Genomic DNA, 24,777 nt, shown 5'->3' on the forward strand with positions numbered 1-24,777 from the left:
CTCGACAACCTCGCTAGAACGTGTTCTAGTTCTTGGCATGACGAAACCGCAGTTCAGCCGCGCGGAACTGGCGGCCGCATTTGATGTGTTCGAGCAGACCGTCGCCCGCGCCGCCGAAACTCAGGACTGGGATGCCTGGGTGGCGCACTACACCCCCGACGTCGAATACGTCGAGCACGCGATGGGCACCATGCACGGCCGCGACGAGGTGCGCAGCTGGATCCGCAAGACCATGTCGACCTTCCCGGGCAGCTACATGACCGAGTTCCCGGCACTGTGGACCGTCATCGACGAGGAAGGCGGGCGCGTCATCTGCGAACTGGACAACCCCATGCGCGACCCGGGCGACGGCACCATCATCAGCGCCACCAACATCTCGATCGTCACCTACGCCGGCGACGGCCTGTGGTCCCGCCAGGAGGACATCTACAACCCGCTGCGCTTTGTCGCTGCGAGCATGAAATGGTGCCGCAAAGCCCAGGAGCTCGGCACCCTCGACGACGAAGCGGCCGCCTGGATGAAGCAGTTCGGAGGAAACGCATGAGCCGCAAGCCCAAGCTTGTCATCGGAGCCAACGGGTTCCTGGGGTCGCACGTCACTCGCCAGCTCGTCGACGCCGGAGAAGACGTCCGGGTGATGGTGCGCCCGAGCGCCAACACCATCGCCATCGATCACCTCGACGTCACGCGGTTCCACGGCGACATCTTCGATTCGGCCGTCCTGGCCGAGGCGATGGCCGGCTGCGACGACGTCTACTACTGCGTCGTGGACACCCGCGCGTGGCTGCGCGACCCGAGCCCGCTGTTCCGCACCAACGTCGAGGGCACCCGCAATGTCCTGGCCGTTGCAAAAGACGCCGGCCTGCGCCGATTCGTGTTCACTAGCAGCTACGCCACGGTGGGCCGGCGTCGCGGTCACGTCGCCAACGAGGACGACATCATCAACCCGCGCGGACTGACGCCCTATGTCCAGTCCCGTGTGCAGGCCGAAGAACTGGTACTGCGCAGCGCCGAAGCTGGCCTGCCCGCGGTCGCGATGTGTGTGTCCACCACCTACGGCGACGGCGACTGGGGTCGGACCCCGCACGGAGCCTTCATCGCCGGGGCAGCGTTCGGCAAGCTGCCGTTCTTGATGAAAGGGATCGAGCTGGAAGTGGTCGGGGTCGACGACGCAGCCCGCGCGATGATCCTGGCCGCCGAGCGTGGACGCAACGGCCAGCGCTACCTGATTTCCGAGCGGTTGATCGCGCTGCAGGACGTGGTCAAGATCGCCGCCGACGAAGCGGGTATGCCGGCGCCGTCACGTTCGATCTCGGTGCCGGCGCTGTATGCGCTGGGCGCACTCGGCAGCCTGCGGGCGAGCTTGACCGGTAAGGATGCCGAGCTGAGCCTGAAGTCGGTGCGGATGATGCGCGCCGAAGCCCCGGTCGATCACAGCAAGGCGGTACGCGAGCTCGGCTGGCAGCCACGACCGGTTGAGGAATCGATTCGGGAGGCGGCGCGTTTCTGGATGAAACTGCGCAACGCCAAGAAGCGAGGTTCGCCGGCATGACACACGGACATTCAGGCAGACGACCGATACACGTCCCGACTGACGAGTACCCCATCACCGTGACCCCGACCGGGCGGCAGGTCACCGTACGGATCGGCGGCGAAGTCATCGCCGACAGCGCCAATGCGCTCACCCTGCAGGAATCGAATCACCCTGCGGTGCAGTACATTCCGCTGGCCGATGTGAAGACCGATCTGCTGACCCGCACCCAGACCACCAGCTATTGCCCGTTCAAGGGCGATGCCGCCTACTACAGCGTCACCACCGCGGCCGGCCAGACGATCGCCGACGCGATCTGGACCTACGAGCAGCCGTTTGCGGCGGTTGCGCCGATCGCCGGACACGTCGCGTTCTACCCCGACAAGGCCGACATCAGCGTCGCTGACGCCTGAGGCGCGCCAGAGCTTCCCTAGAGCCCCAACAATTGCCCGGCGAACCGGGTGTCGGTGTACTCGCGCACCGAGACGATCCGTCCGTCTTGGGTGTCGACGATGTACGCCAGCGGGCTGTCATAGTGCGAACCGTCGGCGGCGCGACAATCGCCCAGCGCTTCGATCACCACGGTCTCGTGTTCGTTGATGCACCGGACCAGCTCCAGGTTGATCCGCAAGCCGAGTCGACGCTGCTGGACTTCCTGCCGCAGCTCGTCCTTGTCGACGGCCTGGCGGGTCAGGATGCTCCACCAGGTGAAGTCATCGCTGACCAGCGCAAAAATATCGTCCAAGTCGTCGTCGCCGCAGATGCCCTGGAGAAACATCCACGCCAATTCCGCCTGCGGATCATCGAACGGGGTGGCCATTTCTCCATCGTGACCGGGCGGCGGGGAGCGGTCAACGAGGACAGGCGATCCTTATGATCGCGTCATCAGTAATTCGCTTTCTCGCACCGTCACCTTTCCCGGCCCGGCCAGCCCCGCGCTCACGCTGGGCCCACTGCGCCGCGGCCCGGGCGACCCATGCCTGCAGGTGGTAGACGGCGCCATCTGGCGAACCAGCCTGATGCCCAGCGGGCCGGTGACCGCACGCATCGTCCAGGTCGCGCCCAGTGCGGTGGATTGTGCGGCCTGGGGCGCCGGTGCCGCGGAATTTCTTGACGGGGCACCCGGCTTGTTGGGCGTCCACGACGACGCGACCGACTTCGCGCCGACCGATCCGACTGTGATCGCTGCCTACCGGCGCGTACCCCACCTGCGGCTGGGGCGCACCGGCCGGGTGCTCGAGGCGCTCATTCCTGCAGTACTCGAGCAGCGGGTGCCCGGTGCCGACGCCTTTCGGGCCTGGCGCCTGCTGGTCACCGAGTTCGGCTCGCCGGCCCCTGGTCCGGCGCCGTCGCGGATGCGGGTGCCACCGTCAGCGCAGACCTGGCGAACCATCCCGTCCTGGACGTTCCATCGGGCCAACGTCGATGGCGGCCGGGCGCGCACCATCGTCGGTTGCGCGGGTCGAGCCGATGCCCTGGAACGGCTGGTTTCCCGCCCGGCGGCGGAGGCGCGGGCGGCGCTGATGTCGCTGCCCGGCATCGGTGAGTGGACCGCGGCCGAAACCGCACAGCGAGCGTTCGGCGATGCCGACGCCTTGTCGGTCGGGGACTATCACCTTGCGACGATGATCGGCCGTACCCTGCTCGGCCTGCCGCTCGACGAGGTGTTCACCGACGAAGCCATGGTCGAACTGATGGAGCCGATGCGGCCGCACCGGCACCGCATTGTTCGGTTGCTGATCGACAGCGGGCTCGCTGTCAGCAAACGACGGGGGCCGCGACTGGCCCTGCAGCGGATCAGCTCGCTGTAGACGGCATGCCGGGCGGGTCATCGGACGCCGTGGCAAACCTCCCGGAGTCGAGCGCGTCGAGCAATTGGGCGGCGATCCACTCGAACGTGGAGGCGTCGCGCGGCAGCAGAGCCTGCTCGTAGCCGATCAGCAGGTAAATCGCCCAGTTTGCGAACAGCTGCGCTTGCCGTTTGTCGCGGAGGACTTCCTGCGCCGATTCGAAGAGGATGTCGAAGCGTTGCTGATCCACTTCGGCCTGCACCGCGTGCACCCGGGCGTCAGCCGAGCTCCAGGCGCGGATGGAGGCTTCGGCCCCGTGGGGCAGGGTCAGGCCGATCTGGATCAGGCTGTCGAGGCGTTGCCGCGGGTCGGGTATCGCGCGTACGAACTCCACATGCTGGAGGGTGCGCTCATCTAGCCAGTGTTGAACCAGGTCACGGGTGTAAACCGGCCAGCTGGTGAAGTAGTGGTAGAACGAGCCCGTCGTCACGCCGAGCCGGTTGCAGACTTCGGCGAGCTTGAGGCCGCCGTAGCCCAATTCGGACAGCACTTCGAAACCTGTCTCGAAGTACGCCTGTCGAGAGAGAACCGCGCCCATAAGTCGACTTTAGTTCGCTGGGCGCAGTTGGCATACAGCGCAGCTGAGTCTTAAGTGAATCTTCGCAATTACGATTTTTCTGGGGTTGGACGCTGTGCCGTGCAACACTTGTTTAGTGCGGGATGCGGTTTTTCGCAGGGTCGGGCGCCCCCGCGGGGCGCGCTCTGGCGTGACCAGGGAACGCATAGTGACTGCCGCCAGCGGTGTCTTCGGCGAATTCGGCTACCACGCAACGACGTTCCAGGCGATAGCGGAGCGAGCACGGCTGACCCGCCCGGCGATCAACCACTATTTTCCCAGCAAGAAACTGCTCTATCAGGCGGTTCTGACGCAGGCTGAGACCCTGTTCGAGCACGCTGTCGATCAGGCGCGCACCGAGCCCACCCTGGTCGGACAATTGGCTTCGGTCATCGTGAGCTTCACCCAACTCGGCGAAGATGACCGCACGGTGGCGGCGTTTGCCGTCACCGCGGTGGTGGACGCTCAGCGCGACCCGGTGTTGAAGTCAGTGGTCGGCGACATCCAGGGCCCCCCGCGGGCATTTCTGGCCGGGGCGCTCACCGACGCCATTGACCGGGGAGAATTGGTCTCGACTTCGGGCATCGGCGAGCTGACCGAGATGTTGTTGGCCGTGTTGTGGGGGATCGCGTTCTATGTGTCGCTGGTCGGCAATCAGGCGGCAGCGGCCGGGGTGGTCGCCACACTGCAGGCGCTGTTGACCCAGGAACTCTGGCAGTTGCGTCAGCCGGCCGACGGATAAAGTTAATAGCCCGGCTAACTTTCATCGGTAGTATCGCGTGCGACACCGGCCGTGACCAAGCGAGGTAAACCGATGAGCGCACTCCGTACCCACGACGACACCTGGGATATCGCCACCAGCGTCGGCTCGACGGCGGTCATGGTGGCCGCCGCCCGCGCAGCCGAGACGGCCAGCGTCGATCCGCTGATCAATGACCCGTACGCCAAGCTCCTGGTCGCGGGCGCCGGTACCGGGATCTGGGAGATGCTGCTCGACGACACGTTGGTCGACAAGGTGGAGGCCATCGATGCCGAGATCGCCGCGGTCTATCACCACATGCGCAACTACCAGGCGGTCCGCACCCACTTCTTCGACGCCTTCTTCGCCGACGCGGTTGCTGCCGGCATCCGCCAGGTGGTGATCCTGGCGTCCGGGCTGGACTCGCGGGCCTACCGGCTGGACTGGCCGGCTGGCACGACCGTCTATGAGATCGACCAGCCGAAGGTTCTGGACTACAAAGACCAGACCCTGACGGCCAACGGCGTGACGCCGGCGGCCGAGCGCCGCACCGTAGCCATTGATCTGCGGCAGGACTGGCCCGCCGCATTGATCGCCGCCGGCTTCGACCCCGCGGCCCCGACCGCCTGGCTGGCCGAGGGACTGTTGATGTACCTGCCCGCCGAGGGCCAGGACCGGCTGTTCGACCAGATCACCGAGCTGAGCGTCCCGGGAAGCCGGATCGCAGCGGAGACCGCGGGCAACCACCGCTCCGACGAGCGGCGCCAGCAGATGGCGGAGCGATTCAAGAAGATCGCCGAGACGGTCGGCCTGACGCAGAGCCTCGACATCCAGGATCTGATTTACCAGGACGAAGACCGGGCGTCGGTGCGGGGATGGCTTGACGAGCACGGCTGGCGGGCGGCCTCTCAGCCCTCGACCGCGGAGATGCGCCGGCTGAACCGCTGGGTGGACGTATCGGTGACCGACGACGCCGACGCGTTCTCGGAGTTCGTCACCGCAGTGCGCAGCTGAGTCGGCATAGCCGACCCGACATAGCGGACTCGATTCATCCCCCGTATACAGAGAAGGCCTGGAAGTTGGCGCTAGGCCTTGTCTGGGTCTGTTCTAGCGTGGCGATCGAATCGAGGAAGGAAACTGATGTCCGGAGTGCAGGATCGTGTTGTCGTCGTCACCGGAGCCGGTGGTGGATTGGGCCGCGAATACGCCCTGACCTTGGCCCGCGAGGGGGCCTGTGTGGTGGTCAACGACCTCGGTGGTGCCCGCGATGGCACCGGTGCCGGGCACAACATGGCCGACCAGGTAGTCACTGAGATCAAAGAGGCCGGCGGCCGGGCCGTCGCCAACTACGACAGTGTCGCCGACGCCGAGGGCGCGGCCAACATCATCAAGACCGCGATCGACGAGTTCGGGAAGATCGATGGCGTCGTCAGCAACGCCGGCATCCTGCGCGACGGCACCTTCCACAAGATGACGTCGGAGAACTGGGACGCCGTGCTGCAGGTGCACCTCTACGGCGGATACAACGTGGTGCGCGCTGCATGGCCGCACTTCCGCGAGCAGAGCTACGGCCGCGTGGTCGTCGCCACCTCCACCAGCGGACTGTTCGGCAACTTCGGGCAGGCCAACTACGGCGCGGCCAAGCTCGGCCTGGTCGGCATGATCAACACGCTGGCCATCGAGGGCGCCAAGTACAACATCAAGGCCAACGCGATCGCCCCCATCGCGGCAACCCGGATGACCGAGGACATCCTGCCGCCGGAGGTGCTGGCCAAGCTCAAGCCCGAATACGTCGCACCGGTGGTGGCCTACCTGTGCACCGAAGAGGTCGCCGAGACCGGCTCGGTTTTCATCGCCGGCGGCGGCAAGGTGCAGCGCACCGCGCTGTTCGAGAACGCCGGCGCCACCTTCGAGAACCCGCCATCGGTCGACGAGATCGCGGCACAGTGGTCGACGATCGCCGACCTGTCGGCGGCCAAGTCGGCCAGCTTCTCGCTGTAACAGCAGGTCAGGTTCGGGACGTGGCGCGCTGCTTTAGCCGAGCAGCGCGCCACGCAGCCTGTCGACGTCGGCGTCGGTGACCTCGGCGGCCCGCAGGAACCCGTCGAGCGAGCCGAAGTTCTCCTCGATCGAGCGTTCGGCGGCATGCAGATAGTCAGCGCGCACACCGAGCACCTCGTCGGACAGGCGCGCTTCGGTGAAGGTCAGGACCTCGGGGGTGATCTCGGCCTCGGGCCGCGACCGGATCATCTCCATAATGCGGTCACGCAGCACCGACACCGCGGTGTTGCTGCGCAGGTAGTCCTCGATGACGGCGTCGCGGTCCACCCCGGCCGCCCGCAACACCACCGCGACGACGAATCCGGTGCGGTCCTTACCGGCGAAGCAGTGCGCCAGCACCGGCCGGCCTTCTGCCAGCAGCGACACCACCCGCTGCACCGCCCGGCGGGACCCGGCGAGGGTGGGGAAACGCTCGTACTCTTCGAGCATGTAGCGGGCGGCGACGTCGGCGGCGGAATCCGCATCGGGTTTCTCGGCCATCATGTTGCGGAACGCGTCCTCGTGCGGAGCCGAGCTGTCCGGTGATTGGTCGCCCGCCAGATCCGGGAAGGGCAGCAGGTGGATGCCGACACCGGCGGGCACCAGCCCCGGCCCGCGGCGCGTGACTTCGCGCGGTGACCGCAGATCGGCTACGTCGGACACCCCGAGTCGCAGCAGTTCTTCGCGGCCCCGATCTTCGAGGCGACTCAGTTCGCTGGACCGGAACAGGCGGCCGGGGCGCAGCGCGCCGGTGGTCTCGGAGACGTCGCGAAAATTCCACGCCCCGGGCAGATTCGGCTGGGAGGTCACCCGGCCACGATAGGACACCATGCTGGTGGCTTGGCCGACCAGACGACAAACAGCCCCCGATCCGGGCGGATCAGGGGCCGTCAGTACGGTTCGGTGTCGCCGTTTAGACCGGCGGGTAGTTCTGCGGGGGGTAGCCGCCACCGCTTTCGACGCCACGAAGGCCCCAAGTCAGGTACTTGAAGAAGAACTCGGCCTCGTCGCTCAGCTCATAATCCGGATTCGGATCGTAACCGTAACCAGGACCCATGTCGTCAACCCCTTAGCTTGGATTTCCCCCAGTTTAGTCGGCCCGTCAACGCTGCAACAGCGGACTGCCTAGAATCCTTCCAACCAGTTGATTGACACGCCGATGACACCGGCCTGGCCGAAGAGTGAGTGGACATGGCAAACGGCAAGGCTACGCCGGGGGGATCGTCCCAGGCCCCATCTCGTCGCGAGGAGTTGCTCGCGGTCGCTACCAAGTTATTCGCCGCCCGCGGCTACCACGGCACCCGCATGGATGACGTGGCCGACGTGGTGGGGCTGAACAAGGCAACGGTCTACCACTACTACGCCAGCAAGTCGTTGATCCTCTATGACATTTACCAGCAGGCCGCGGAGCGGACACTGGCGGCCGTCCACGACGACCCGTCGTGGACCGCGCGTGAGGCGTTGTACCAGTACACCGTGCGCCTGCTCGATCAGATCGCGGTCAATCCCGAGGGCGCGGCGGTCTATTTCCAGGAGCAGCCCTACATCACCGAGTGGTTCACCGAGGAACAGGTGGCCGAGATCCGGGAGAAGGAAGCTCAGGTCTACGAGCACGTGCATGGCCTGATCGACCGCGGTATCGCCAGCGGGGAGTTCTACCCGTGCGACTCGCACGTGCTGGCGCTTGGCTACATCGGTATGACGCTGGGGGCTTACCGCTGGTTGCGGCCCAGCGGCCGGCGTAGTGCCAAGGAGATCGCCGCGGAGTTCAGTACGGCGCTGCTGCGGGGGCTGATCCGCGACGAGACGATTCGGGTCGAGTCACCGCTGGGTGTGTAGAACCGCGGGATCGCACTAAGGCGGAGGACTATCGCGCTGGGCGAGGTTGTAGGCGCGTTCGGCCTCGATACACCGGAGCCGATCCTGGCTGCGGGTGTTCTTGCGCGTGGGCATCATGAGGCTGCGATCTGACGATGACGAGGGAGCCCTGGCCGGTGGCGCGGTGGTCGGCAGACACAGGCTGGGAAACAACAGGCGGCTGCCGGGTTGCGTGGTGTAGGTGTGGCCGGTGGGGCTGGTCCATTCGATGGTGCCGTTGGGGTGCTGACGGTCGCTCCAGCCCCTGCGGCCGGTCCAAAAGGTCTTGAGTAAGTGGTGTTTTCGGCATAGGCATCGCAGGTTGGCTGGGTGGGTGGCTCCATGCGGGTGGGCCACGGCGTGGTCGATGTCGCAGTAGGTGGCGGGCTGGTCGCAGCCGGGGAATCGGCAGGTGAGGTCGCGGGCCCGGACGAAGGCGGCCAACGCTGTCGAGGGCCGGTAGTGCGGTTCGGCCGGCAGGTCGGCCGGGTGCCGCAGCGGTTTGACGGTGGCGCCGTTGTTGACGAGGTGGGCCAGCAGCGGTGCGGGCACCGTACCGCCGCCGATGATGTGCCCGGACGGTGCCGGACGCGTCTGGGGCGCCGGCGTGGTTGCCGCACCGGCTGGCTCGGAGTTTTGGTCGGGGGCGCCGGCGCCGAACCTGGGGTCGGCCGGGTTGTTCAGCGCGGTCTGGTCGGCGAGGACGTAGACGGTGACGTTGGTCGCGCGGGCGTCGGCGCCGGCAGCCGGGCAGTCGCTGGTGCCGCAGGCGCAGGCCAGGGTGTCGGCTCCGTTGGCCAGGGCGCCGAGGGCGTCGGCGCGGCGTTGGGCCAGGGTGCGGGGATCGTCGTCGCAGACGGTGTGGGCCAGTTGGGTTAGGCGCCGTTCGAGTGCGGTGGCATCGGTGGCAAACAGTCGGCCCCATAGGCCGGTGGTGCCGTTTTCGCTGTTGCGGGTGTCGACGACAATTTCGCGGCCGCGGGCGTCGCGCTCTTGGCGCCGGACGGCGTCGGGGTCGTGCCGGTCGATCAGGGCGTCGATGGCGGCCGCGGTCTTGGCCGCCGACAGGGGCCCCAGGCCGGTGGCGATCGCGGCGAGTTCGGTGTCGACGGCGTTCAGTAGGTAGGGGTTGGTGATCAGCGTGGTGCGCCAGACGATCGTGGCGACCAGCCGGCTGTTGATCGCCCCCTTGAGAAACAGTGCGGCCACCTTCGGCAGGCGTTCCCGCAGCGCTGTGGCCAGGTACATCTGCGAGGACGCCATCCCGTGGCTGATCTGCTCGGCAGCGCCGACCTCGGAGGCTGCGGCATCCCAGTAGTCGCATGACCAGCGCGACCGGTTCACCGCATCGGACCCGCGGGTGCGCCGTGCCACCAACTCGCCGATGACGGCCAGCCGGCGCGCCGAGGCGGCGGCCTCCAGTCGGGCCCACCCTGTAATGGCCGCCACCAGGGCTTTATCGCCGGCATCGGCCAACGACGCCGGCTCCAGCAGATTGCCCTCGAACATGTGTTCGATTGTACCCGAACCGGGCGACAAGGCGGCGTCACACCGGTCTGGCTCAGGCCCCCGCGGTCTTGAGGTTGCAGTCCAGGAACTCCAGCTGATCCGCGACAACCCGCTCGAAGGCGTCGCCGACGTAGATGTCGAAGTGGCCTTCGGGGTATCTCTTGACGGTGCCGCGGGGCGCCTTCGCGGCGTAGCGCAGGGTCGGTCCGGGCGGGGCGACCGAGTCGGTGTCGCAGACGCAGAACAGAATCGGGCACCTCACCTTGGCAGCAAGCCGGCCCGGACGGTAGGCCAGGATCTTCATCCCGATCCGCGCGGCAACCTCGTTGCGCAGATTCTGTCCCTGCGGAACCAGCTTCAAGTAGCCCGGGTAGGAGTCGGGTGTGCTCATCAGCGCGATGTCTCCGGGGCGACCGGCGGTCGCCACCATCACCGGCGGATTGCCGAGTCGGGCCGAAGCCAGATCCCGCAACGCCAACAGGGTGATCCGCGCGATGGTCAACGGCGGAATGGTGCGCGCGGAGGCGATTCCGTCGGTGAAGGGGCATTGCGCCACTACCGCCGCCACCCGCAGTCGCGCCGCGGTGGCGATTACGTGGCCGCCACCGAACGACGTGCCCCACAGGCCGATCCGGTTGTGGTCTACGCCGGCCAGGGTGTGCGCGAAGTCGACCGCCGCGGCCCAGTCCGCCAGCTGCTTGCCCACGTCGAGCAGTTGGCGGGGAGCGCCGTCGCTGTCGCCGAAGTTGCGGTAATCGAACACCAGGCAGGCGTATCCGGCCGCGGCGAACCGCTCGGCGTAGGCGTCGAGCCGCATGGTGCGCACCGCGCCCAGGCCATGCGCCATCACCAGCAGCGGGGCGCCGTCGCGCCCGGCGTTGTCGGGGCGGTACAGCCAGGCGCTGATACGGTCCGCGCCTGATCGAAACGAGACGTCTTCGCGGATAGCCATGCTTAAAGGTAGCCCCGCGTGTGGTAAACCGGCTTCGTGACCGGGGCGGTGACTCAAAGCCAGTTTCGGAGCCTTTTGCAGAGCGTGGCGGAGCTGGTGGGCCCCGCCTATGTCACGGACGACCCCGACGTACTGGCCGCGCGCAGCGTCGACTACACCGGCCGCTACCGGGGCCGGGCGAGTGCGTTGGTGCGTCCCGGATCTCCCGAGGAAGTCGCCGAGGTGCTGCGGCTCTGCCGCGGCGCCGGCGCACACGTCACCGTCCAGGGTGGGCGCACCTCGTTGGTGGCCGGCACCGTCCCCGAACACGACGACGTGCTGCTGTCCACCGAGCGGCTGAACACCGTCGGTGAGGTCGACGTGGTCGAACGACGGGTGAGTGTGGGGGCGGGCGCCACGCTCGCGGCGGTGCGGCGCGCCGCGGCCGATGCCGGGCTGATCTTCGGTGTCGACCTGACCGCCCGGGATACCGCCACGGTCGGCGGCATGGCCTCCACCAACGCCGGTGGGCTGTACACCGTGCACTACGGCAACATGGGCGAGCAGCTACTCGGTCTGCAGGTGGCGCTGCCGGACGGCGCGCTGGTGCATCGGCATAGCGCGGTGCGCTCCGACAACACCGGCTACGACCTGCCGGCACTGTTCGTCGGGGCCGAAGGCACCCTGGGCGTCATCACCGCGCTGGACCTGCGGCTGCATCCCGTCCCGGCGCACCGGGTGACGGCGGTCTGCGGCTTCGCGGAGCTGCAGGATCTGGTCGATGCGGCGCGAATCTTTCGCGATCTGGACGGCGTCGCGACGCTGGAGTTGATCGACGCGCGCGTCGCCGCGCTGACCGGGGAGCGGCTCGGGATCGGCGCCCCGGTGCGCGGTGACTGGCTATTGCTGGTGGAACTGACCGGCGACACCGACCAGACCGACCGCCTCGCCGACCTGCTGGCGCAGGTGCGATCCTGCGACGAGCCCGCGGTGGGTGTGGACCTTGCGACCGGGCAGCGGCTCTGGCGGGTGCGCGAGGCGATCGCCGATGTGTTGGGTGCCTTCGGGCCGCCGGTGAAGTTCGACGTGTCCCTGCCCTTGGCGGCGGTCGCCGGATTCGCCGCGGCGGCGAGCACGGTGGTGCAACGGCATGCGCCGGAGGCGCTTCCGGTGCTGTTCGGCCATATCGGCGAGGGCAACCTGCACTTCAACGTGCTGCGTTGCTCAGCATCGGCCGAGGCGGGCCTGTACGCGGCGATGATGACGCTCATCGCCGACTGCGGCGGCAACGTCAGTTCCGAACACGGGGTGGGCAGCCGCAAACGGGCCTACCTGGCGATGTCGCGCGGGCCGGACGACATCGCCGCGATGCGGACGATCAAGGCCGCGTTCGATCCGACCGGCTACCTCAATGCCGCGGTGCTCTTCGACTAGTCGCGGTGCTTGATGCCGACGGCCTGACGCAGCTGGGCCAGGAACTGCTCGGAGTCGTCGCTGCGAATGATGTAGTGCGAGATGGCGATCCGGATCGCGGCGGCCGCTTTCACCGGGGCATCCGGCCCGGTCAGCATCCGCTGCAGGCCCTCGCGCATCGGCACGATGATGCGGGTGAAGTCGGCGAGCACGTGCTTGGGCTCGATGTCGATCATTCGCACACCCGTGTACGAGTGCTGGTAGTCGACGATGAAACGCAGTGCGGCATCGAGCTTTTCGGTGCCCTTGAGTCCTTCGGTGGCGCGGGCGATCCCGCTGTCGAAGATGTGCCGCTCGTAACGGGAGAACGCTGAAATCAGCTCTTCCTTCGAAGGGAACCATCGATACAGGGTGGGCCGGGAGACCCCGGCTTGGGAGGCCACCTCGGACAGGCTGAGCTTGGTCATCCCATTGCGCCCGAGCACCTCGGCGGTGGCCGCGAGGATCCGCTGCCGGGTCGAGCTGTCGGGGCCGTCCACCGTGCTGCGGGTCATAGCGGAGACTTTACAAAAAATAGCGAGAGTGTCACGCTGGTTCGGTGCCTGGACATCGTTCCTCACCGTCACGGGCCCCGGGGGATCGGGCCGTAGGGCAATTATTGTGATCGAGGCGCCGCAAGTCACGTGCGAGAAACGCACGCATCCGCCGCGCGCCGTGATGATCGTCATCGAAGCGGCCGGCATCGGCCAGGTGGCCGCGGCCCAGTTGGCCGCCCAAGGACACCTGGTGCTGATCGGTGGTCGACGAATAGAGGAGTCCGAACGGTTCGCGGCGCAGCTTCGAGACCGCGGCGGCAGCGCCTTCGCCGCCCAACTCGATCTCGCCGAGCCGCGGTCGATCAACCAGTTCCTTACCGCCGCGCACTATCTCATCGGCACCCCGGACGTGCTCATCACCGATGTCGGTCTCGCCGGCCCGGCGGGGGAGAGCCCGGACAGTACCGGAGTAGGTGCGCAAACCCTGGCCACCCGGGTGATCCCCGCGATGATCGCCCGGGGCAGCGGCGACATCGTGCTGGTCGGCCCGGAGTTGGCCGGGGTGAGCTGCGCCGCCGCCCAGCGCAAGGTTGACGCTTGGCTGGCGGCCTTGGACGCGGAGTTCGTCGGCACCGGAGTGCGGGCGTCGGTGGTGCGCTCGGCCCAGCCGGGTGCCGTCGCGTGCGCCGCTGAGGCCGGCCGCCTGCTCGCCGGAATGGCTACCGAGTCGCGGCTGCGTCTGGTCGAATTGCTCCCGGCGGAGCGAGCGGCCCGCTAACGCCGGCGCACCAGGACTGACTGCGCAATGCCCGCCACCGCGCCCTGCTGATCGAACAGGGTGCCGATGGTCGTCCCGATGCCGTCGGGGCCGTAGTTGGTCTCGGCCCGGATGCCGATCCATTCGCCGTCGGGAATCCGGTGCACGTGCACCACCAGGTCGGTGTTGAGGAACGTCCACTTTCTGATGTCGAGCTTGGTGCCGACCCCGTTGGCGTCGTCGGCCACGGCGAACAGCCGTTGCAGCGGAGTCATGGCTTCACCCTTGACCAGGTCCACGATCGGTGAGATCCAGGATTCACCGGCGCCGGGGGCCAACGGCGTGGTCAGCCACCGCCAGTCGAGGCTGTGCACGTAGTTGCGGTCCCAGTTCTGCTGCATGTTGTTGCTTTGTGCCTCACTGACCGGCCGCAGCGGTGGAGCCGACGCGTGCTGCACGTCGCCGGTGTCCAATGTCTGCAACCGCCAACCCGATGCCCGGGCGACCGGTCGCGGCAGCTGGTCGGGGCCCGGTGCCAGCATCTCGGCGCTGACCAGTTCGATCTGCTTGCCGGCCCGGTCCACCTGGCTGCGCACCCACAGCGCGCCTTCGGCCGGCACCGGCCCCAGCAGGTCGATGCTGACCCGGCTGAGCCGGGTGTCGTCGCGCGGCGCCAGGCGTTCCAGTGCCCGCACCAGCAAGGCTGAAACCGGTGCAGCGTGCTGGATCTGGGCCGACCACGTGCCGCGCACCAGATCGGTGGCAGCGAACTTCTGTCCCCGCGGATCGGCGGCGTCCAGCAACTCGTAGTAGGAGTCGGTCATCGAATCCCTTTCAGGGCAGTCCGGCGCCGGAAATCTCCACGGTCACCGTGTCCAAGCGCGAGTCGCGGGTGCCGATCAGGCGCTTCGGGTAGGCGGTGGGGCTTGACAGCAGGAACAGCGTGCGGCGGTTCGGTCCGCCCAGCGCGCACGCGATCGCGGCCCGCTCGCCGGTTGCGATCCGGTCGGTCACCGCGCCACCCTCGGTGATGCGCTCGAACTGATTGGCCAGGGTCATCGCCGTCCAGACCCCGCCGGCGGCGTCCAGCGCAATGCCGTCCGGTGGTCCGTCCAACCCGTCGGCGAACACTCGGCGTTCACTCAGCCCGCCGTCGGCGTCGATGGTGAACCGGGTGAGCCGGCGGCCCATCGACTCGGCGACGATCAGCGTGCCGCCGTCCGGGGTGATCGCCATTCCGTTGGGAAAGTCGAGATCCTCGGCGACGAGGTGCACGCTGGCGTCGGGATCGACGCGTACCAGCACCCCGCCGGAGTAGGCCTGTGACCCGATATAGCTGCGCCCGGCCGCGTCCACCACCATGTCGCCGAGGTCGGCCGGTACCTGCCCGCTCAGATCGACCAGCGTGGTCACGGTGTCACCGTCGTAGCAGAGCACCTGGCGGTCGGAGGCCGAGGCGATCACCAGCGATCCGTCCGGCCGGAAACCCAGCCCGCTGGGGGTATGTCCCGGCAGTGGCACGGTGGTCATCGAGCCGCGCAGGTTCACGGTGTGGATCGCCTCGCCGAGCATGTCCGAGAACCACAGCAGGCCCTCGAACCAGCGCGGCCCCTCCCCGAAGCAGAAGCCGCCGGCCAGCGGTGCAGGGGGCGACTTGGAGCCCGGGTTGTCCTGCTGTGAACTCGTTTCGGCGATACCCAACACTGTCGCCCTCCTGTCCGGCGGCCGCGGGTGCGGTCAGAGCCTACTTTACAAAATGCGGCTGAAATGTCACGCTCGCGGAATGTCTGAAGCATCTCCGGCCACCGAGACTTCCCCCGCGGCGCAATGGTCGGTAAGCGGCCTGCTGGACCTATTCGAGGTGACGGAGGACGGCCCGGACCGGTTCACCGGCGCGACCGGCCTGGCCGGCGACGACGAGCGCCAAGTCGTGGAGGGCACCCAGCTGCTGGCGCAGGCCATCGTCGCGGCGGCGAAACGCTTCGGCGACAAGTCCGTCCGATCGGTGCACGCGGTGTTCGCCCGGGCTGTGCTGGTGGGACCGGCGGCCGAATACGTGATCGACGTGGTCAGCGAGGGGCGCTCAACGGCCACTGCGGTGGTCTCGGTACTGCAGAACGGCAAGCGCTGCGCAACCATCACTGTGCTGGCCGATGTCCCGACGGCCGACGTGATCACCCACTACCTGCCGCGGCCCGATGTGGCAGCCCCCGCGCAGGCCAACCCCTGTGTCATGCCGATGACCGGACGTCAGGTGCGCCTGGTCGACGTCGTCGACGTCAATAGCCCCGACGAGGTGGGTCCGCCGGAGCTCTACGCCTGGCTGCACTACGAGCCCATTCCCGCCCGCGACGACCTCGCCAAAGCGCTGATCGCTTACTTCACTGGACATTTGGGCATCTCGACGACGATGCGCGCGCACGCGGGGATCGGCACCAGTCAGTCGCACCTGACGGTGTCCACCGCTCCGATGACGGTCACGGTGAGCTTCCACGAACCGGTGCGCTGGGACGGCTGGATCCTCTACAGCCACGAAAGCACCCAGGTAGGTGCGGGCATGTCCTACGTTCGCGGCACCGTGCACACCGAGGATGGTGCCCTTCTCGCCTCGTTTGCCCAGGACGGCCTGATCCGGCCGCTGCGCACCAGCGACAACAAGATCGCCGAGCACTCGCGGCTATAGCCGCGGGCGCCCGGTCGCGGCGGGCAGTTCAGCGAAACCGCCGACGAGCGACAGATCAAAGCTGAAAAGACCTGCGATGGGCGCACTCTCGGGCAGCGGGTCCGGGTAGCTCCAGGCCACGTCCGGTACGACGGTGTCTCCGACGACCGCGGACCAATATCGGGCGTACCCCTTGTAGTTGCAGTAGGTCGACGTCGCCGAAGCCTGCAACAGATCCGTGCGGACATGGTCCGGGGCGACGTACAGCCGCGGAGCAAGGGCGGTCTCGAACAGGATCACGGTGTCATCGGTATCCACCAGCGACACCCCGTCAACGTCGACCCGCAATGCGCGCCGGGTGGGTCGGCAATCAACCCGGTGATAGGGGTTCGGCGGGTAGTGCACCAGCCGCCGGCCCTCCTCGAACCAGGTGTCCACGGCGTCCCACGGCACCTGCACGAAGCCCGGTGCCTCGGGCAGCGCCCGATGCGGAAGATCGCCGACGGCATCCGCGGGGAAGGCGTAGCCCAGCGGCTCGCCCTGGCGATGCACCAGCAACGCGCTTTCGGTGTCGATCACGGTGCGCTCACCGCGGCGTGCCCGCACGCGGCGCGGATGCGGTTCGACGTACACCAGAGTGCCGGTGATCTCCGGGGCGAACCAGCCGGCGCGCTCGGTGCTCAACGGGCCCTGCCCGGCAACCAGACTCATTTCACTCCCACCCGTGTTCGCCTCATTCGGCTTTACAAATTTAGCTTCAACTGTAATATCTCGGAGAAGTTGTGCTGCGCGGCCGGACAGTTCGCCCGGCCGGCGGCACCGTCTGAGATTCTCACGACGAGCTGGGATGATGCGATGACGAGTACCGCTGCGGCCCTGGATTCCTTGGCGCAGGACCACTACCTCCGCTACCGCCTCGATGTCATCGCCCCCGATGTCGCCAGCCTGGTGCACGCGGCCGGCGGGTGGCTGTATCACCGTGCGGCGACCGGCTGGGACGTGCGAGTGCTGGTGTCGCCGCACCAGGACCTCCGACCGTTGCAGATCTTGGGCCTCAATACGGCAGACCTCGAGACGGAGCTGTCTGCGTCCGGCAGCGACGCACCCGGGCACAGCCTGGCGGTGGTCGCCGACGCTCTTACGGCCGATCCCCGGATCGGCGCGCGGGTACACCACGCGCTGCGGAACAGCCTGACCGAGGTCGTGATGTGGGGTGAGCGCTGGCCGCTGGAGGTCAGCCATCGGCTCAGCACCGTGCAGCACCTGCCCACCGTGGCGGGCCAGGCGTTCAAGCGGCAGGCGTTGGCTGCCGCCGATGGCGGGCACGCGGCACCATTCGACGGCCCGGAGATATTCCGTAGCGACCAGAAGCATTGCCTGCCGGTCAATTCCGACCTGGTCCCGGTCGGCTGATGCGCAAGCACTACAACCACACCCTGCTCTACCTGCACGAGACGATCGATCTGGGCCGCGGCCTGCGCGACGAGTTCACCCGCAACTTCACCGAGATCTACCAGCCGATGATGGCCGAGCTGGGTGCGCGCCTGTTCGCGCTGTGGGAGTCCACCGCCTACAACGGGCACTGGCCCCAGGTCACGATCATCTGGGAGATCGACGCGTTCGCCGACTACGCCCGAATCGGGCGGGCGCAGAGCCGCGGCGGCAGCCACGCCCAGAGTGCGGCCGAATGGTCGGCCTACCTCGCCGGAATCGGAGCCTCGGGGGAGGGCCGCATCATGTACCCCGGCCCGCATAACAAAACCCTGGCCGCGTTACGCGCGGCCGACTTCGACGCGACCGTGGTCATCCAGGAGATCATGCAGACCAAGCCTGGTCGCCAGGACGACTACATCCGGGAACTGGAACGGCTGTATGTGCCGTGGTCGGAGAGCACCGGAAAACGCTGGCTCGGTTCGTTCACCACCACGTTCCGCTACAACGAGGTCATCCACTACTGGGCACTGGACGGCGGCTGGGACTGCTTCGCCGAGCATTACCCGTCGTGGAAGGACCATCCGCCGGCGGAGATCGTGACGTGGATGAGTGTGGCGCCCGCATTACGCGACGGCTGGGAGGATTCGATCCTGCAGGCCCTGCCCCCGTCCCCGCTGCAGCGAGACGCCTCGTGACAAGCGTTGCCGCACCGGAGTTCTCCTACGATCCGTTCGACCCGGCGGTGATGGCCGACCCCCTCCCGTACTACCAGGTGCTGCGCGATCAGCACCCGATGTACTACGTCCCACAGTGGGATCTGTACGCCCTGTCCCGTTTCGACGACATCTGGGATGTGCTGGCGCTCAGTGACGGCACCTTCGTGGCCTCGGAGGGAACACTGCCGGCGGCCACCGTGCTGGCACAGCACAACAGTGGCCCGGTTCCGGACCCGCCGCTGCACCCGCTGCCGTTCCACGCCGTCTTCGACAAGCCGATCTACGACGACATCCGCAGGTTGCAGGCCCCGGCGTTTCGGCCCCGATCGGTGGCCGACTGGGAAGACCGGATCCGCGTCTTGGCCAATCAGCGGCTCGATGAGCTGCTTGGGCAGGGCCAGTTCGACTTGACCTGTGATTACGGCGGAGTCGTGGTGGCTCAGGTGGTCTGCGAACTGTTGGGCATTCCGATCGATTGCGCCGCAGAGGTTCTGGCGGCGGTGAACGCCGGAAGTCTCGCGCAGGCGGGCAGCGGGGTGGACACGGCCGCAGCGCGGCCCAACTACCTGCAGTACCTCATCCCGGCTGTACAACGCCGGCGCGCCGAGCAGGGCCCCGGCGACCTGCCGATCGTCGACGGGATGCTGGCCTACCGACTGCCGGACGGCAGCGACCTCGATGACGTCGAAGCGGCGACGCAACTGCTGTGCATCTTTATCGGCGGCACCGAGACGGTACCCAAGATCGTTGCGCACGGGTTGTGGGAACTGGCTCGACGCCCGGACCAACTGGAGGCGGTCCGGGCCAATCCGCACGACACGGTCCAGTTGGCACGCGAAGAGATGATCCGCTATTGCGCACCGGCGCAATGGTTCGCGCGCACTGCCCGCAAGCCGTTCACGCTGCACGGGACGACTGTCGAGCCGGGTCAACGCATCATCACCCTGTTGGCGTCGGCCAACCGCGACGAGCGCCAATACCCAAACCCGGACGAATTCCAGTGGGACCGGCCGATCAAACGATCACTGGCGTTCGGCCGCGGACAGCATTTCTGCATCGGCTACCACCTGGCCCGACTGGAAGTGACTGTCTTGGTGCAGGAATGGCTCCGTCGAGTCCCGAGCTACCGGATCCTCGACGACGGCGCGACCCGGCTTCCGTCCAGCTTCCAATGGGGCTGGAACACCATCCCGGTGGAGGTCTGAAATATGTGGGCATACCGGCTGATCGCGCCGTATCAGTTCGAGAAGATCGAAGCCCCCGATCCCCTTGAGCAGCAGCTCGGTGCGGGGCAGGTGCTGCTGCAGTTCGTCGCGGCCGGGGTATGCGGCAGCGACCTGCCCGCCTTTCGCGGCGCGCAGGGCAGGTTGCCCGGTGATGACGGCGCCGGGGCCGCGGAGAAGCTTGGCTTCCCGATTCACGAGATCGTCGGTGACGTCATCGCCAGCCGGCACCCGCAGCACCAACCCGGCGACCGGGTCGTGGGCTGGGCGTCGGGCTTCGATGGACTGATGGAACAGGTGATCAGCGACGGCGACGGCTTGGTGGCCTGCGACCCGGCGCTGGCGCCCGCTCAAGCCGTGGGCCTGCAGCCGTTGGCGTGTGTCCTCTACGCGGTCGAACAGCTGCCCGACCTGGCCGGCCGCCACGTCGCGGTGATCGGTCAGGGGTCGATCGGTCTGCTGTTCAGCGCAGTCGCCAAAGCCGCGGGCGCGCGCCGCGTCACCGGTGTGGACCCGGTCGATCGCCGAGAAATGGCTTCAGCCTTCGGGATTGACACCGTGGTGCAGGCGACAAGTGACCGCTGGGTGCACCACCTGGACGTTGGCGACCGCCCGGAGATCGTGATCGAGGCGGTCGGACACCAGGTCGCCACGTTGGGCCACGCCATCGAGGCCGTCGCACCCGGAGGCACGGTGTTCTACTTCGGTGTCCCCGACGACGACAGCTATCCGATCAGTATGCGCACCATGCTGCGCAACAACCTCACGTTGATCTCCGGAGTCACCCAGGATCGGCGGCGGATGCTGGCGGAGGCAGGCCGATTCGCAGCGGAGCATCCAGAACTGTTGGGCGACTATGTCACGCACGTCTTCGGTTGCCACGAAGCCCAGGCCGCCTTCGAGTTGGCGACCCGACCAGTGCCGGGCCGAGTCAAGATCGCGATGGTCGCATGACGTCGGCGCTACGTGCCGCCCTGGCGGACCGGGCCCCGCTCTGGGGCGGCTGGGTCACCGGTCCCACAGTGTTGGGTCCGGAAGAGTTCGCCCGCGCCGGCTATGACTACGTGGGTTTCGACGCCCAACACAGCTACCTCGACGACGCCGACATCGCCGCCATGCTGCGGCACACCGAGCACCTGCCGATCGCCACCGCAGTCCGATTGCCCAACGCGGACGCCGCCCCTATCGGGCGGGTGCTCGATGCCGGTGCCGACGCGGTCATCATCGCGCTGATCGAGACCGCCGAGCAGGCGGCCGCCGCGGTGGCCGCCACCCGCTACCCCCCGGCGGGGACCCGCAGCTTCGGGCCGCTGCGGCCCGGCCTGGGCCGCGACCTGGGCGGCCTCCAGGAGCGCGCGGACGTCTTCGCGATGATCGAGACCGCCGCGGCCCTGGCAGACGTGGAACGCATCTGTGCGGTTCCCGGCCTCGCCGGCATCTACGTCGGGCCCGCCGACCTGGCGATCTCGATGGGCGTCGACGTCTCCCAATCCACCACGCACCCCGACCTGCTCGCGGCTATGAGACGCATCCGGGGCGCGGCGGCGGAAGCGGGGGTGATCGCGGCGATCCACGGCGGATCGGGCGCGGCGGGAGCGGCCCTGGCCGGGCTGGGCTACCAGATGATCACACTGGCCGCCGAGTCCCAGGCGCTGCGCCGGGGAGCCCTCGAACATCTCGACGAAGCGAGGGGCCGATGAGCTCGGCACGGGTCGCGTTGGTCACCGGCGCCGCCCGCGGCCAGGGCTGGGCGATCGCCGAACGGCTGCGCGCCGACGGGTTCGCCGTGGTCGCCGGCGACATCAACGAGGCCGAGCTGAATGCCGCCGTCACCGCGCGGGCTGACGACGCACTGATCGGCGTTCGCCTCGACGTGACCTGCCCCGAGCAATGGCACGCTGCGGTGGCAACCACCGTCCAGCGGTTCGGGTCGCTGACCGCGTTGATCAACAACGCCGGCACCCTGCACCGTGCGGCCATCGTCGACGAGACACCCGAGGCCTTCGAAAAAGCCTGGCGGGTCAACTGTCTGGGGGCATTCCTGGGAATCCAGGCGGCCCTGGATCGACTGCGGGAGGCTGAAGGTGCCGCCATCGTCAACACCTGCAGCACCGGGGCGATCCGCCCCTTTCCGCAGCACAGCGCCTACGGGTCGTCGAAGTGGGCACTGCGTGGCCTAACCCAGACCGTCGCCGCGGAGCTCATTTCGGCGGGCATCAGGGTCAACGCGGTGTTTCCCGGGCCGATCGCCACCCCGATGCTCGACGACGTGACCCAGCAGCGACTGGCCGCGGTATCGGCGGGCGGCCGGCTCGGAAGGCCCGTCGAGGTGGCTGACGCGGTGGCGTTCCTGGTTTCGCCAGCCGCGTCGTTCATCACCGGCGCCGAGCTCGTCGTGGACGGTGGCCAGTGCCTGCAGATCCGATGACCACGCCCGGGGGAGGTCCGTCGGTCGGCATCATCGGTGCCGGACCGGGCGGGCTGGCGTTGGGAATCTTGTTGCGCCGCGCGGGATTCTCCGACTTCACCATCTTCGACCGGGAGGACGGCGTCGGCGGCACCTGGCGGATCAATACGTATCCGGGGCTGGCCTGTGACGTCAAATCACACCTGTACTCCTATTCTTTCGACCTGAATCCGCACTGGTCGCGGCAGTGGTCGCAGCAGCCCGAGATCTTGGCCTATTTCGAGCGCTGCGCGGCCGACCACGGACTGGACGCGCATCTGCTGCTGCGCACCGAGATTCGGGCCGCCCGGTGGGAACCGGACCGGCGTCAGTGGTGTCTGATCAGCAGCGACGGGACGCAGCATCGGTTCGACGTGGTGGTCTCCGCCGTGGGGCTGTTCACCCAGCCGGTGCTACCCGATCTGATCGAAGAACAGCCCTTTGCGGGCACGGTGATGCACTCAGCGAGGTGGGACCATTCGGTGCCGATCGCCGGCGCGAAAGTCGCTGTGCTCGGTACGGGTTCGACTGCGGCGCAACTGCTGCCGGAGTTGGCCGACGTCGCCGAGAAGGTGTACTCGCTGCAGCGGTCACCGACCTGGATCCTGCCCAAGCCGGACCGGCGCTACACCCCGCGGGAGCGGTGGGCCTTCGCCCGCATCCCGCTGGTCAAGCGTCTGTACCGGACGCGACTGTGGCTGCGCAGCGAGTCGAACATCTCGGTGATCGAGAACGGCAGCGACAAGACCCGCGAGTTCACCGACATCGCGCGAAAACTCTTGGACAACTCCATCGCCGACGAGCAACTACGGTCAGCGCTCACCCCAGACCACCCGTTGGGCTGCAAGCGTCTGGTGTTCTCCTCGGACTACCTGCCCGCGCTGGCCCGCCCCAATGTCGAAGTGGTGACCAGCCCGGCCCGGGCCCTGCGGTCCCGATCAGTGGTCACCGAGGACGGCACCGAGTGCGAGGTCGACGTCGTGGTCTGCGCCACCGGGTATGCCGCTGCGGATTACCTCGGCCAGATCGAGGTGACCGGTGAGGATGCCACCACACTCAAACAGGCCTGGCGCGACGGGCCGCGCGCCTACCTCGGTATGGCCGTGCCCGGCTTCCCCAACTTCTTCATGCTCTATGGGCCTAACACCAACGTCGGCTCCAACAGCGTCATCTTCGTGTTGGAAGCCCAAGCGCGTTACATCGTTCGGGTGCTCAAACACCTGCGACGCACGCGCAAGTCCTACGTCGCCGTGCGGCCCGCCGCGCTGGCGGACTTCATCGCCAAGGTGGACCGTTGGATGCACGGCACGGTGTGGACCACCCGCTGCAGCAGCTACTTTCGTGCTGCCAACGGCCGCGTGGTCACCCAGTGGCCGCGCAGCGCGGGTGCCTTCTGGGCGATGACCCGACGGTTCCGGGCCGCCGACTTCGCCTTCGAACCGGATAAACCAGTCAGTGCGGATCGAACGTGATGATCTGACGTACTGCGGCGCCGTCGGCGAGTTGGTCCATGGCCTCGTTGATCTGCTCGAGCGGCACGGTCGCCGACACCAGCTGCTCAACCGGAAGACGGCCGGCTCGCCACAACTCCACGAAGCGCGGGATGTCACGCGCGGGGACCGCTGAACCCAGGTAGCTGCCGATCAGTGAGCGCCCCTGCGCAACCAGATCCAACGGGGAGACGCTGATCCGGGCATCCGGGGGCGGCAGGCCGACGGTGATGGTGCGCCCGCCCGGTGCGGTCAACCCGATCGCCGTCTCCAGCGCGGCGGGATGACCCGCTGCCTCGATCACCACCGGGGCGCGCACGCCGGCGTCGAGCGCCTGCTGCGGGGTATAGGTGAGCTGAGCGCCCAGAGCGGTCGCGCCTGCCAGCTTGTCCGGCAGCCGGTCGATCGCGATGACCTGCACGCCGTCGTGGGCCAACGCGGTCAGCACCGCGGCCATGCCGACGCCGCCGAGCCCGACCACCGCCACGGTGTCACCCGGGGCCGGAAGGCCGACATTGAGCACGGCGCCGCCGCCGGTCAGCACCGCACAGCCGAGCAGGGCGGCCACCGTCGGCGGCACGTCATCAGGCACCGGGACCGCGCTGGTCTGGCTGACCACGGCATGCGTGGCGAACCCGGACACCCCGAGGTGGTGATAGACGGTCTGGTCGGCGCGGTGCAGCCGTTGTCCGCCGCCGAGCAGGGTGCCCGCGCCGTTCGCGGCGCTGCCGGGCTCGCACGGCGCCAGGCCGTCGGTGGCGCATGCCGGGCAGCGGCCGCAGCGGGGCAGGAAGGTCAGCACCACCCGCTGGCCCGGCCGCACGGCGGTGACCCCCGCGCCGACCTCTTCGACGATGCCGGCGGCTTCGTGGCCGAGCAGCATGGGCACCGGTCGCACCCGGTTGCCGTCGACCACCGACAGATCGGAGTGACAGACCCCGGCGGCCTCAACCCGCACCAGCAGCTCGCCCTCGCCGGGCGGGGCCAGCTCCACCTCGGTCACCGTCAGCGGGCGCGAGGCGGCATAGGGGCGCGGTGCCCCGATCCGCTCCAGCACCGCCCCGCGGATCGTGGTCATGCTGGAATAC

General features: G+C 67.9%; 29 protein-coding genes. 18 read left to right on the forward strand and 11 right to left on the reverse strand.

All coding sequences use genetic code 11. From position 1 onward, the window contains the following. Positions 1–37: 37 nt before the first annotated feature. The 3 genes from RCP37_RS00450 to RCP37_RS00460 are packed head-to-tail and all read left to right on the forward strand — an operon-like array spanning position 38 to position 1,943. Positions 38–544 carry a nuclear transport factor 2 family protein gene (locus RCP37_RS00450; RefSeq protein WP_308485120.1) on the forward strand — a complete coding sequence of 169 codons (507 nt, stop codon included), beginning with the start codon at positions 38–40 and terminating at the stop codon, positions 542–544. Beyond that, a complete protein-coding gene (locus tag RCP37_RS00455) occupies positions 541–1,551 on the forward strand; it encodes an NAD-dependent epimerase/dehydratase family protein (RefSeq protein WP_308485121.1) in 1,011 nt (336 codons plus the stop codon). Before RCP37_RS00450 ends, RCP37_RS00455 begins: the two co-directional genes overlap by 4 nt. Further along, entirely contained in the window at positions 1,548–1,943 is a 396-nt protein-coding gene (locus RCP37_RS00460) for a DUF427 domain-containing protein (RefSeq protein ID WP_308485122.1), read from the forward strand. Before RCP37_RS00455 ends, RCP37_RS00460 begins: the two co-directional genes overlap by 4 nt. A gap of 17 nt (positions 1,944–1,960) precedes the next feature. On the opposite strand, the gene RCP37_RS00465 is transcribed toward RCP37_RS00460, so the two are convergent. Next, the gene (locus tag RCP37_RS00465) at positions 1,961–2,350 is read right to left on the reverse strand and encodes a nuclear transport factor 2 family protein (RefSeq protein ID WP_308485123.1); all 390 of its coding nucleotides are present in this window, start codon (positions 2,348–2,350) and stop codon (positions 1,961–1,963) included. A gap of 64 nt (positions 2,351–2,414) precedes the next feature. Between RCP37_RS00465 and RCP37_RS00470 the strand changes: the two genes are divergently transcribed. Beyond that, entirely contained in the window at positions 2,415–3,341 is a 927-nt protein-coding gene (locus RCP37_RS00470; protein ID WP_308487214.1) for a DNA-3-methyladenine glycosylase family protein, read from the forward strand. On the opposite strand, the gene RCP37_RS00475 is transcribed toward RCP37_RS00470, so the two are convergent. Beyond that, the gene (locus RCP37_RS00475) at positions 3,328–3,918 is read right to left on the reverse strand and encodes a TetR/AcrR family transcriptional regulator (RefSeq protein ID WP_308485124.1); all 591 of its coding nucleotides are present in this window, start codon (positions 3,916–3,918) and stop codon (positions 3,328–3,330) included. The two genes, RCP37_RS00470 and RCP37_RS00475, sit on opposite strands and share 14 nt — an antisense overlap. A gap of 187 nt (positions 3,919–4,105) precedes the next feature. On the opposite strand from RCP37_RS00475, the gene RCP37_RS00480 reads away from it, so the two are divergent. The 3 genes from RCP37_RS00480 (at position 4,106) to RCP37_RS00490 (ending at position 6,676) form a co-directional block, all read left to right on the forward strand. Next, a complete protein-coding gene (locus tag RCP37_RS00480; RefSeq protein ID WP_308485125.1) occupies positions 4,106–4,678 on the forward strand; it encodes a TetR/AcrR family transcriptional regulator in 573 nt (190 codons plus the stop codon). Positions 4,679–4,750: 72 nt separating this feature from the next. Then, complete coding sequence (locus RCP37_RS00485; protein ID WP_308485126.1) at positions 4,751–5,689, forward strand: class I SAM-dependent methyltransferase; 939 nt, start codon at positions 4,751–4,753, stop codon at positions 5,687–5,689. 126 nt (positions 5,690–5,815) lie between these two features. Beyond that, on the forward strand, positions 5,816–6,676 hold the full coding sequence (locus RCP37_RS00490) for an SDR family oxidoreductase (RefSeq protein WP_308485127.1): 861 nt from the start codon (positions 5,816–5,818) through the stop codon (positions 6,674–6,676). Positions 6,677–6,709: 33 nt separating this feature from the next. On the opposite strand, the gene RCP37_RS00495 is transcribed toward RCP37_RS00490, so the two are convergent. Together RCP37_RS00495 and RCP37_RS00500 are read right to left on the reverse strand one after the other, a co-directional pair. Then, positions 6,710–7,546, reverse strand: coding sequence for a tyrosine-protein phosphatase (locus RCP37_RS00495; protein WP_308485128.1), 837 nt, complete (start codon positions 7,544–7,546; stop codon positions 6,710–6,712). Positions 7,547–7,628: 82 nt separating this feature from the next. After that, entirely contained in the window at positions 7,629–7,772 is a 144-nt protein-coding gene (locus RCP37_RS00500; RefSeq protein WP_109470502.1) for a hypothetical protein, read from the reverse strand. 134 nt (positions 7,773–7,906) lie between these two features. On the opposite strand from RCP37_RS00500, the gene RCP37_RS00505 reads away from it, so the two are divergent. Then, positions 7,907–8,554: a TetR/AcrR family transcriptional regulator gene (locus tag RCP37_RS00505; RefSeq protein ID WP_046285376.1), complete on the forward strand. Its 648-nt coding sequence runs from the start codon at positions 7,907–7,909 to the stop codon at positions 8,552–8,554. A 15-nt stretch (positions 8,555–8,569) separates the two neighbouring features. Here RCP37_RS00505 and RCP37_RS00510 read toward each other — a convergent pair whose 3' ends face one another. Beyond that, positions 8,570–10,081: an HNH endonuclease signature motif containing protein gene (locus RCP37_RS00510; protein ID WP_308485129.1), complete on the reverse strand. Its 1,512-nt coding sequence runs from the start codon at positions 10,079–10,081 to the stop codon at positions 8,570–8,572. Positions 10,082–10,133: 52 nt separating this feature from the next. Further along, the gene (locus tag RCP37_RS00515) at positions 10,134–11,033 is read right to left on the reverse strand and encodes an alpha/beta hydrolase (protein ID WP_308485130.1); all 900 of its coding nucleotides are present in this window, start codon (positions 11,031–11,033) and stop codon (positions 10,134–10,136) included. A gap of 75 nt (positions 11,034–11,108) precedes the next feature. Between RCP37_RS00515 and RCP37_RS00520 the strand changes: the two genes are divergently transcribed. Continuing rightward, entirely contained in the window at positions 11,109–12,446 is a 1,338-nt protein-coding gene (locus RCP37_RS00520) for an FAD-binding oxidoreductase (protein WP_373693207.1), read from the forward strand. On the opposite strand, the gene RCP37_RS00525 is transcribed toward RCP37_RS00520, so the two are convergent. Continuing rightward, complete coding sequence (locus RCP37_RS00525) at positions 12,443–12,979, reverse strand: TetR/AcrR family transcriptional regulator (RefSeq protein ID WP_308485131.1); 537 nt, start codon at positions 12,977–12,979, stop codon at positions 12,443–12,445. The genes RCP37_RS00520 and RCP37_RS00525 overlap by 4 nt on opposite strands. Before the next feature lie 106 nt (positions 12,980–13,085). Here RCP37_RS00525 and RCP37_RS00530 point away from each other — a divergent pair, with 106 nt between their 5' ends. Further along, a complete protein-coding gene (locus RCP37_RS00530) occupies positions 13,086–13,739 on the forward strand; it encodes an SDR family NAD(P)-dependent oxidoreductase (RefSeq protein WP_308485132.1) in 654 nt (217 codons plus the stop codon). On the opposite strand, the gene RCP37_RS00535 is transcribed toward RCP37_RS00530, so the two are convergent. Continuing rightward, entirely contained in the window at positions 13,736–14,542 is an 807-nt protein-coding gene (locus RCP37_RS00535; protein ID WP_308485133.1) for a thioesterase family protein, read from the reverse strand. The genes RCP37_RS00530 and RCP37_RS00535 overlap by 4 nt on opposite strands. A 10-nt stretch (positions 14,543–14,552) precedes the next feature. Then, on the reverse strand, positions 14,553–15,413 hold the full coding sequence (locus RCP37_RS00540) for an SMP-30/gluconolactonase/LRE family protein (protein ID WP_308487216.1): 861 nt from the start codon (positions 15,411–15,413) through the stop codon (positions 14,553–14,555). 88 nt (positions 15,414–15,501) lie between these two features. Here RCP37_RS00540 and RCP37_RS00545 point away from each other — a divergent pair, with 88 nt between their 5' ends. Next, complete coding sequence (locus tag RCP37_RS00545) at positions 15,502–16,401, forward strand: acyl-CoA thioesterase (protein ID WP_308485134.1); 900 nt, start codon at positions 15,502–15,504, stop codon at positions 16,399–16,401. Here the strand turns inward: RCP37_RS00545 and RCP37_RS00550 are convergent. Continuing rightward, on the reverse strand, positions 16,396–17,091 hold the full coding sequence (locus RCP37_RS00550) for a DUF427 domain-containing protein (RefSeq protein ID WP_308485135.1): 696 nt from the start codon (positions 17,089–17,091) through the stop codon (positions 16,396–16,398). The two genes, RCP37_RS00545 and RCP37_RS00550, sit on opposite strands and share 6 nt — an antisense overlap. A gap of 144 nt (positions 17,092–17,235) precedes the next feature. Here RCP37_RS00550 and RCP37_RS00555 point away from each other — a divergent pair, with 144 nt between their 5' ends. The 7 genes from RCP37_RS00555 to RCP37_RS00585 are packed head-to-tail and all read left to right on the forward strand — an operon-like array spanning position 17,236 to position 23,671. Next, positions 17,236–17,793, forward strand: a complete 558-nt coding sequence (locus RCP37_RS00555; RefSeq protein ID WP_308485136.1) for a hypothetical protein — start codon at positions 17,236–17,238, stop codon at positions 17,791–17,793. Further along, positions 17,793–18,509 carry an NIPSNAP family protein gene (locus RCP37_RS00560; protein ID WP_308485137.1) on the forward strand — a complete coding sequence of 239 codons (717 nt, stop codon included), beginning with the start codon at positions 17,793–17,795 and terminating at the stop codon, positions 18,507–18,509. The genes RCP37_RS00555 and RCP37_RS00560 overlap by 1 nt, the downstream gene beginning before the upstream one ends. 50 nt (positions 18,510–18,559) lie before the next feature. Beyond that, on the forward strand, positions 18,560–19,735 hold the full coding sequence (locus RCP37_RS00565) for a cytochrome P450 (RefSeq protein WP_308487217.1): 1,176 nt from the start codon (positions 18,560–18,562) through the stop codon (positions 19,733–19,735). Positions 19,736–19,738: 3 nt separating this feature from the next. Next, positions 19,739–20,707 carry a zinc-binding dehydrogenase gene (locus RCP37_RS00570; protein WP_308485138.1) on the forward strand — a complete coding sequence of 323 codons (969 nt, stop codon included), beginning with the start codon at positions 19,739–19,741 and terminating at the stop codon, positions 20,705–20,707. Next, the gene (locus tag RCP37_RS00575) at positions 20,704–21,453 is read left to right on the forward strand and encodes an HpcH/HpaI aldolase family protein (RefSeq protein WP_308485139.1); all 750 of its coding nucleotides are present in this window, start codon (positions 20,704–20,706) and stop codon (positions 21,451–21,453) included. Before RCP37_RS00570 ends, RCP37_RS00575 begins: the two co-directional genes overlap by 4 nt. Beyond that, a complete protein-coding gene (locus RCP37_RS00580; protein ID WP_308485140.1) occupies positions 21,450–22,181 on the forward strand; it encodes an SDR family NAD(P)-dependent oxidoreductase in 732 nt (243 codons plus the stop codon). Before RCP37_RS00575 ends, RCP37_RS00580 begins: the two co-directional genes overlap by 4 nt. Then, a complete protein-coding gene (locus RCP37_RS00585) occupies positions 22,178–23,671 on the forward strand; it encodes a flavin-containing monooxygenase (protein ID WP_308485141.1) in 1,494 nt (497 codons plus the stop codon). The genes RCP37_RS00580 and RCP37_RS00585 overlap by 4 nt, the downstream gene beginning before the upstream one ends. On the opposite strand, the gene RCP37_RS00590 is transcribed toward RCP37_RS00585, so the two are convergent. Next, entirely contained in the window at positions 23,652–24,767 is a 1,116-nt protein-coding gene (locus tag RCP37_RS00590; RefSeq protein ID WP_308485142.1) for an alcohol dehydrogenase catalytic domain-containing protein, read from the reverse strand. The two genes, RCP37_RS00585 and RCP37_RS00590, sit on opposite strands and share 20 nt — an antisense overlap. Positions 24,768–24,777: the final 10 nt, after the last annotated feature.

Origin of the sequence: Mycolicibacter sp. MU0102, assembly GCF_963378105.1 — a bacterium.
Lineage (GTDB): Bacteria > Actinomycetota > Actinomycetes > Mycobacteriales > Mycobacteriaceae > Mycobacterium > Mycobacterium holstebronense.

Coding starts and splice junctions, on each gene's coding strand:
- RCP37_RS00450 (WP_308485120.1), top strand. CDS start 38: ATGACGAAACCGCAGTTCAGCCGCGCGGAACTGGCGGCCGCATTTGAT.
- RCP37_RS00455 (WP_308485121.1), top strand. CDS start 541: ATGAGCCGCAAGCCCAAGCTTGTCATCGGAGCCAACGGGTTCCTGGGG.
- RCP37_RS00460 (WP_308485122.1), top strand. CDS start 1,548: ATGACACACGGACATTCAGGCAGACGACCGATACACGTCCCGACTGAC.
- RCP37_RS00465 (WP_308485123.1), bottom strand. CDS start 2,350: ATGGCCACCCCGTTCGATGATCCGCAGGCGGAATTGGCGTGGATGTTT.
- RCP37_RS00475 (WP_308485124.1), bottom strand. CDS start 3,918: ATGGGCGCGGTTCTCTCTCGACAGGCGTACTTCGAGACAGGTTTCGAA.
- RCP37_RS00485 (WP_308485126.1), top strand. CDS start 4,751: ATGAGCGCACTCCGTACCCACGACGACACCTGGGATATCGCCACCAGC.
- RCP37_RS00490 (WP_308485127.1), top strand. CDS start 5,816: ATGTCCGGAGTGCAGGATCGTGTTGTCGTCGTCACCGGAGCCGGTGGT.
- RCP37_RS00495 (WP_308485128.1), bottom strand. CDS start 7,546: ATGGTGTCCTATCGTGGCCGGGTGACCTCCCAGCCGAATCTGCCCGGG.
- RCP37_RS00500 (WP_109470502.1), bottom strand. CDS start 7,772: ATGGGTCCTGGTTACGGTTACGATCCGAATCCGGATTATGAGCTGAGC.
- RCP37_RS00505 (WP_046285376.1), top strand. CDS start 7,907: ATGGCAAACGGCAAGGCTACGCCGGGGGGATCGTCCCAGGCCCCATCT.
- RCP37_RS00510 (WP_308485129.1), bottom strand. CDS start 10,081: ATGTTCGAGGGCAATCTGCTGGAGCCGGCGTCGTTGGCCGATGCCGGC.
- RCP37_RS00515 (WP_308485130.1), bottom strand. CDS start 11,033: ATGGCTATCCGCGAAGACGTCTCGTTTCGATCAGGCGCGGACCGTATC.
- RCP37_RS00525 (WP_308485131.1), bottom strand. CDS start 12,979: ATGACCCGCAGCACGGTGGACGGCCCCGACAGCTCGACCCGGCAGCGG.
- RCP37_RS00535 (WP_308485133.1), bottom strand. CDS start 14,542: ATGACCGACTCCTACTACGAGTTGCTGGACGCCGCCGATCCGCGGGGA.
- RCP37_RS00545 (WP_308485134.1), top strand. CDS start 15,502: ATGTCTGAAGCATCTCCGGCCACCGAGACTTCCCCCGCGGCGCAATGG.
- RCP37_RS00550 (WP_308485135.1), bottom strand. CDS start 17,091: ATGAGTCTGGTTGCCGGGCAGGGCCCGTTGAGCACCGAGCGCGCCGGC.
- RCP37_RS00555 (WP_308485136.1), top strand. CDS start 17,236: ATGACGAGTACCGCTGCGGCCCTGGATTCCTTGGCGCAGGACCACTAC.
- RCP37_RS00560 (WP_308485137.1), top strand. CDS start 17,793: ATGCGCAAGCACTACAACCACACCCTGCTCTACCTGCACGAGACGATC.
- RCP37_RS00565 (WP_308487217.1), top strand. CDS start 18,560: ATGGCCGACCCCCTCCCGTACTACCAGGTGCTGCGCGATCAGCACCCG.
- RCP37_RS00570 (WP_308485138.1), top strand. CDS start 19,739: ATGTGGGCATACCGGCTGATCGCGCCGTATCAGTTCGAGAAGATCGAA.
- RCP37_RS00575 (WP_308485139.1), top strand. CDS start 20,704: ATGACGTCGGCGCTACGTGCCGCCCTGGCGGACCGGGCCCCGCTCTGG.
- RCP37_RS00580 (WP_308485140.1), top strand. CDS start 21,450: ATGAGCTCGGCACGGGTCGCGTTGGTCACCGGCGCCGCCCGCGGCCAG.
- RCP37_RS00585 (WP_308485141.1), top strand. CDS start 22,178: ATGACCACGCCCGGGGGAGGTCCGTCGGTCGGCATCATCGGTGCCGGA.
- RCP37_RS00590 (WP_308485142.1), bottom strand. CDS start 24,767: ATGACCACGATCCGCGGGGCGGTGCTGGAGCGGATCGGGGCACCGCGC.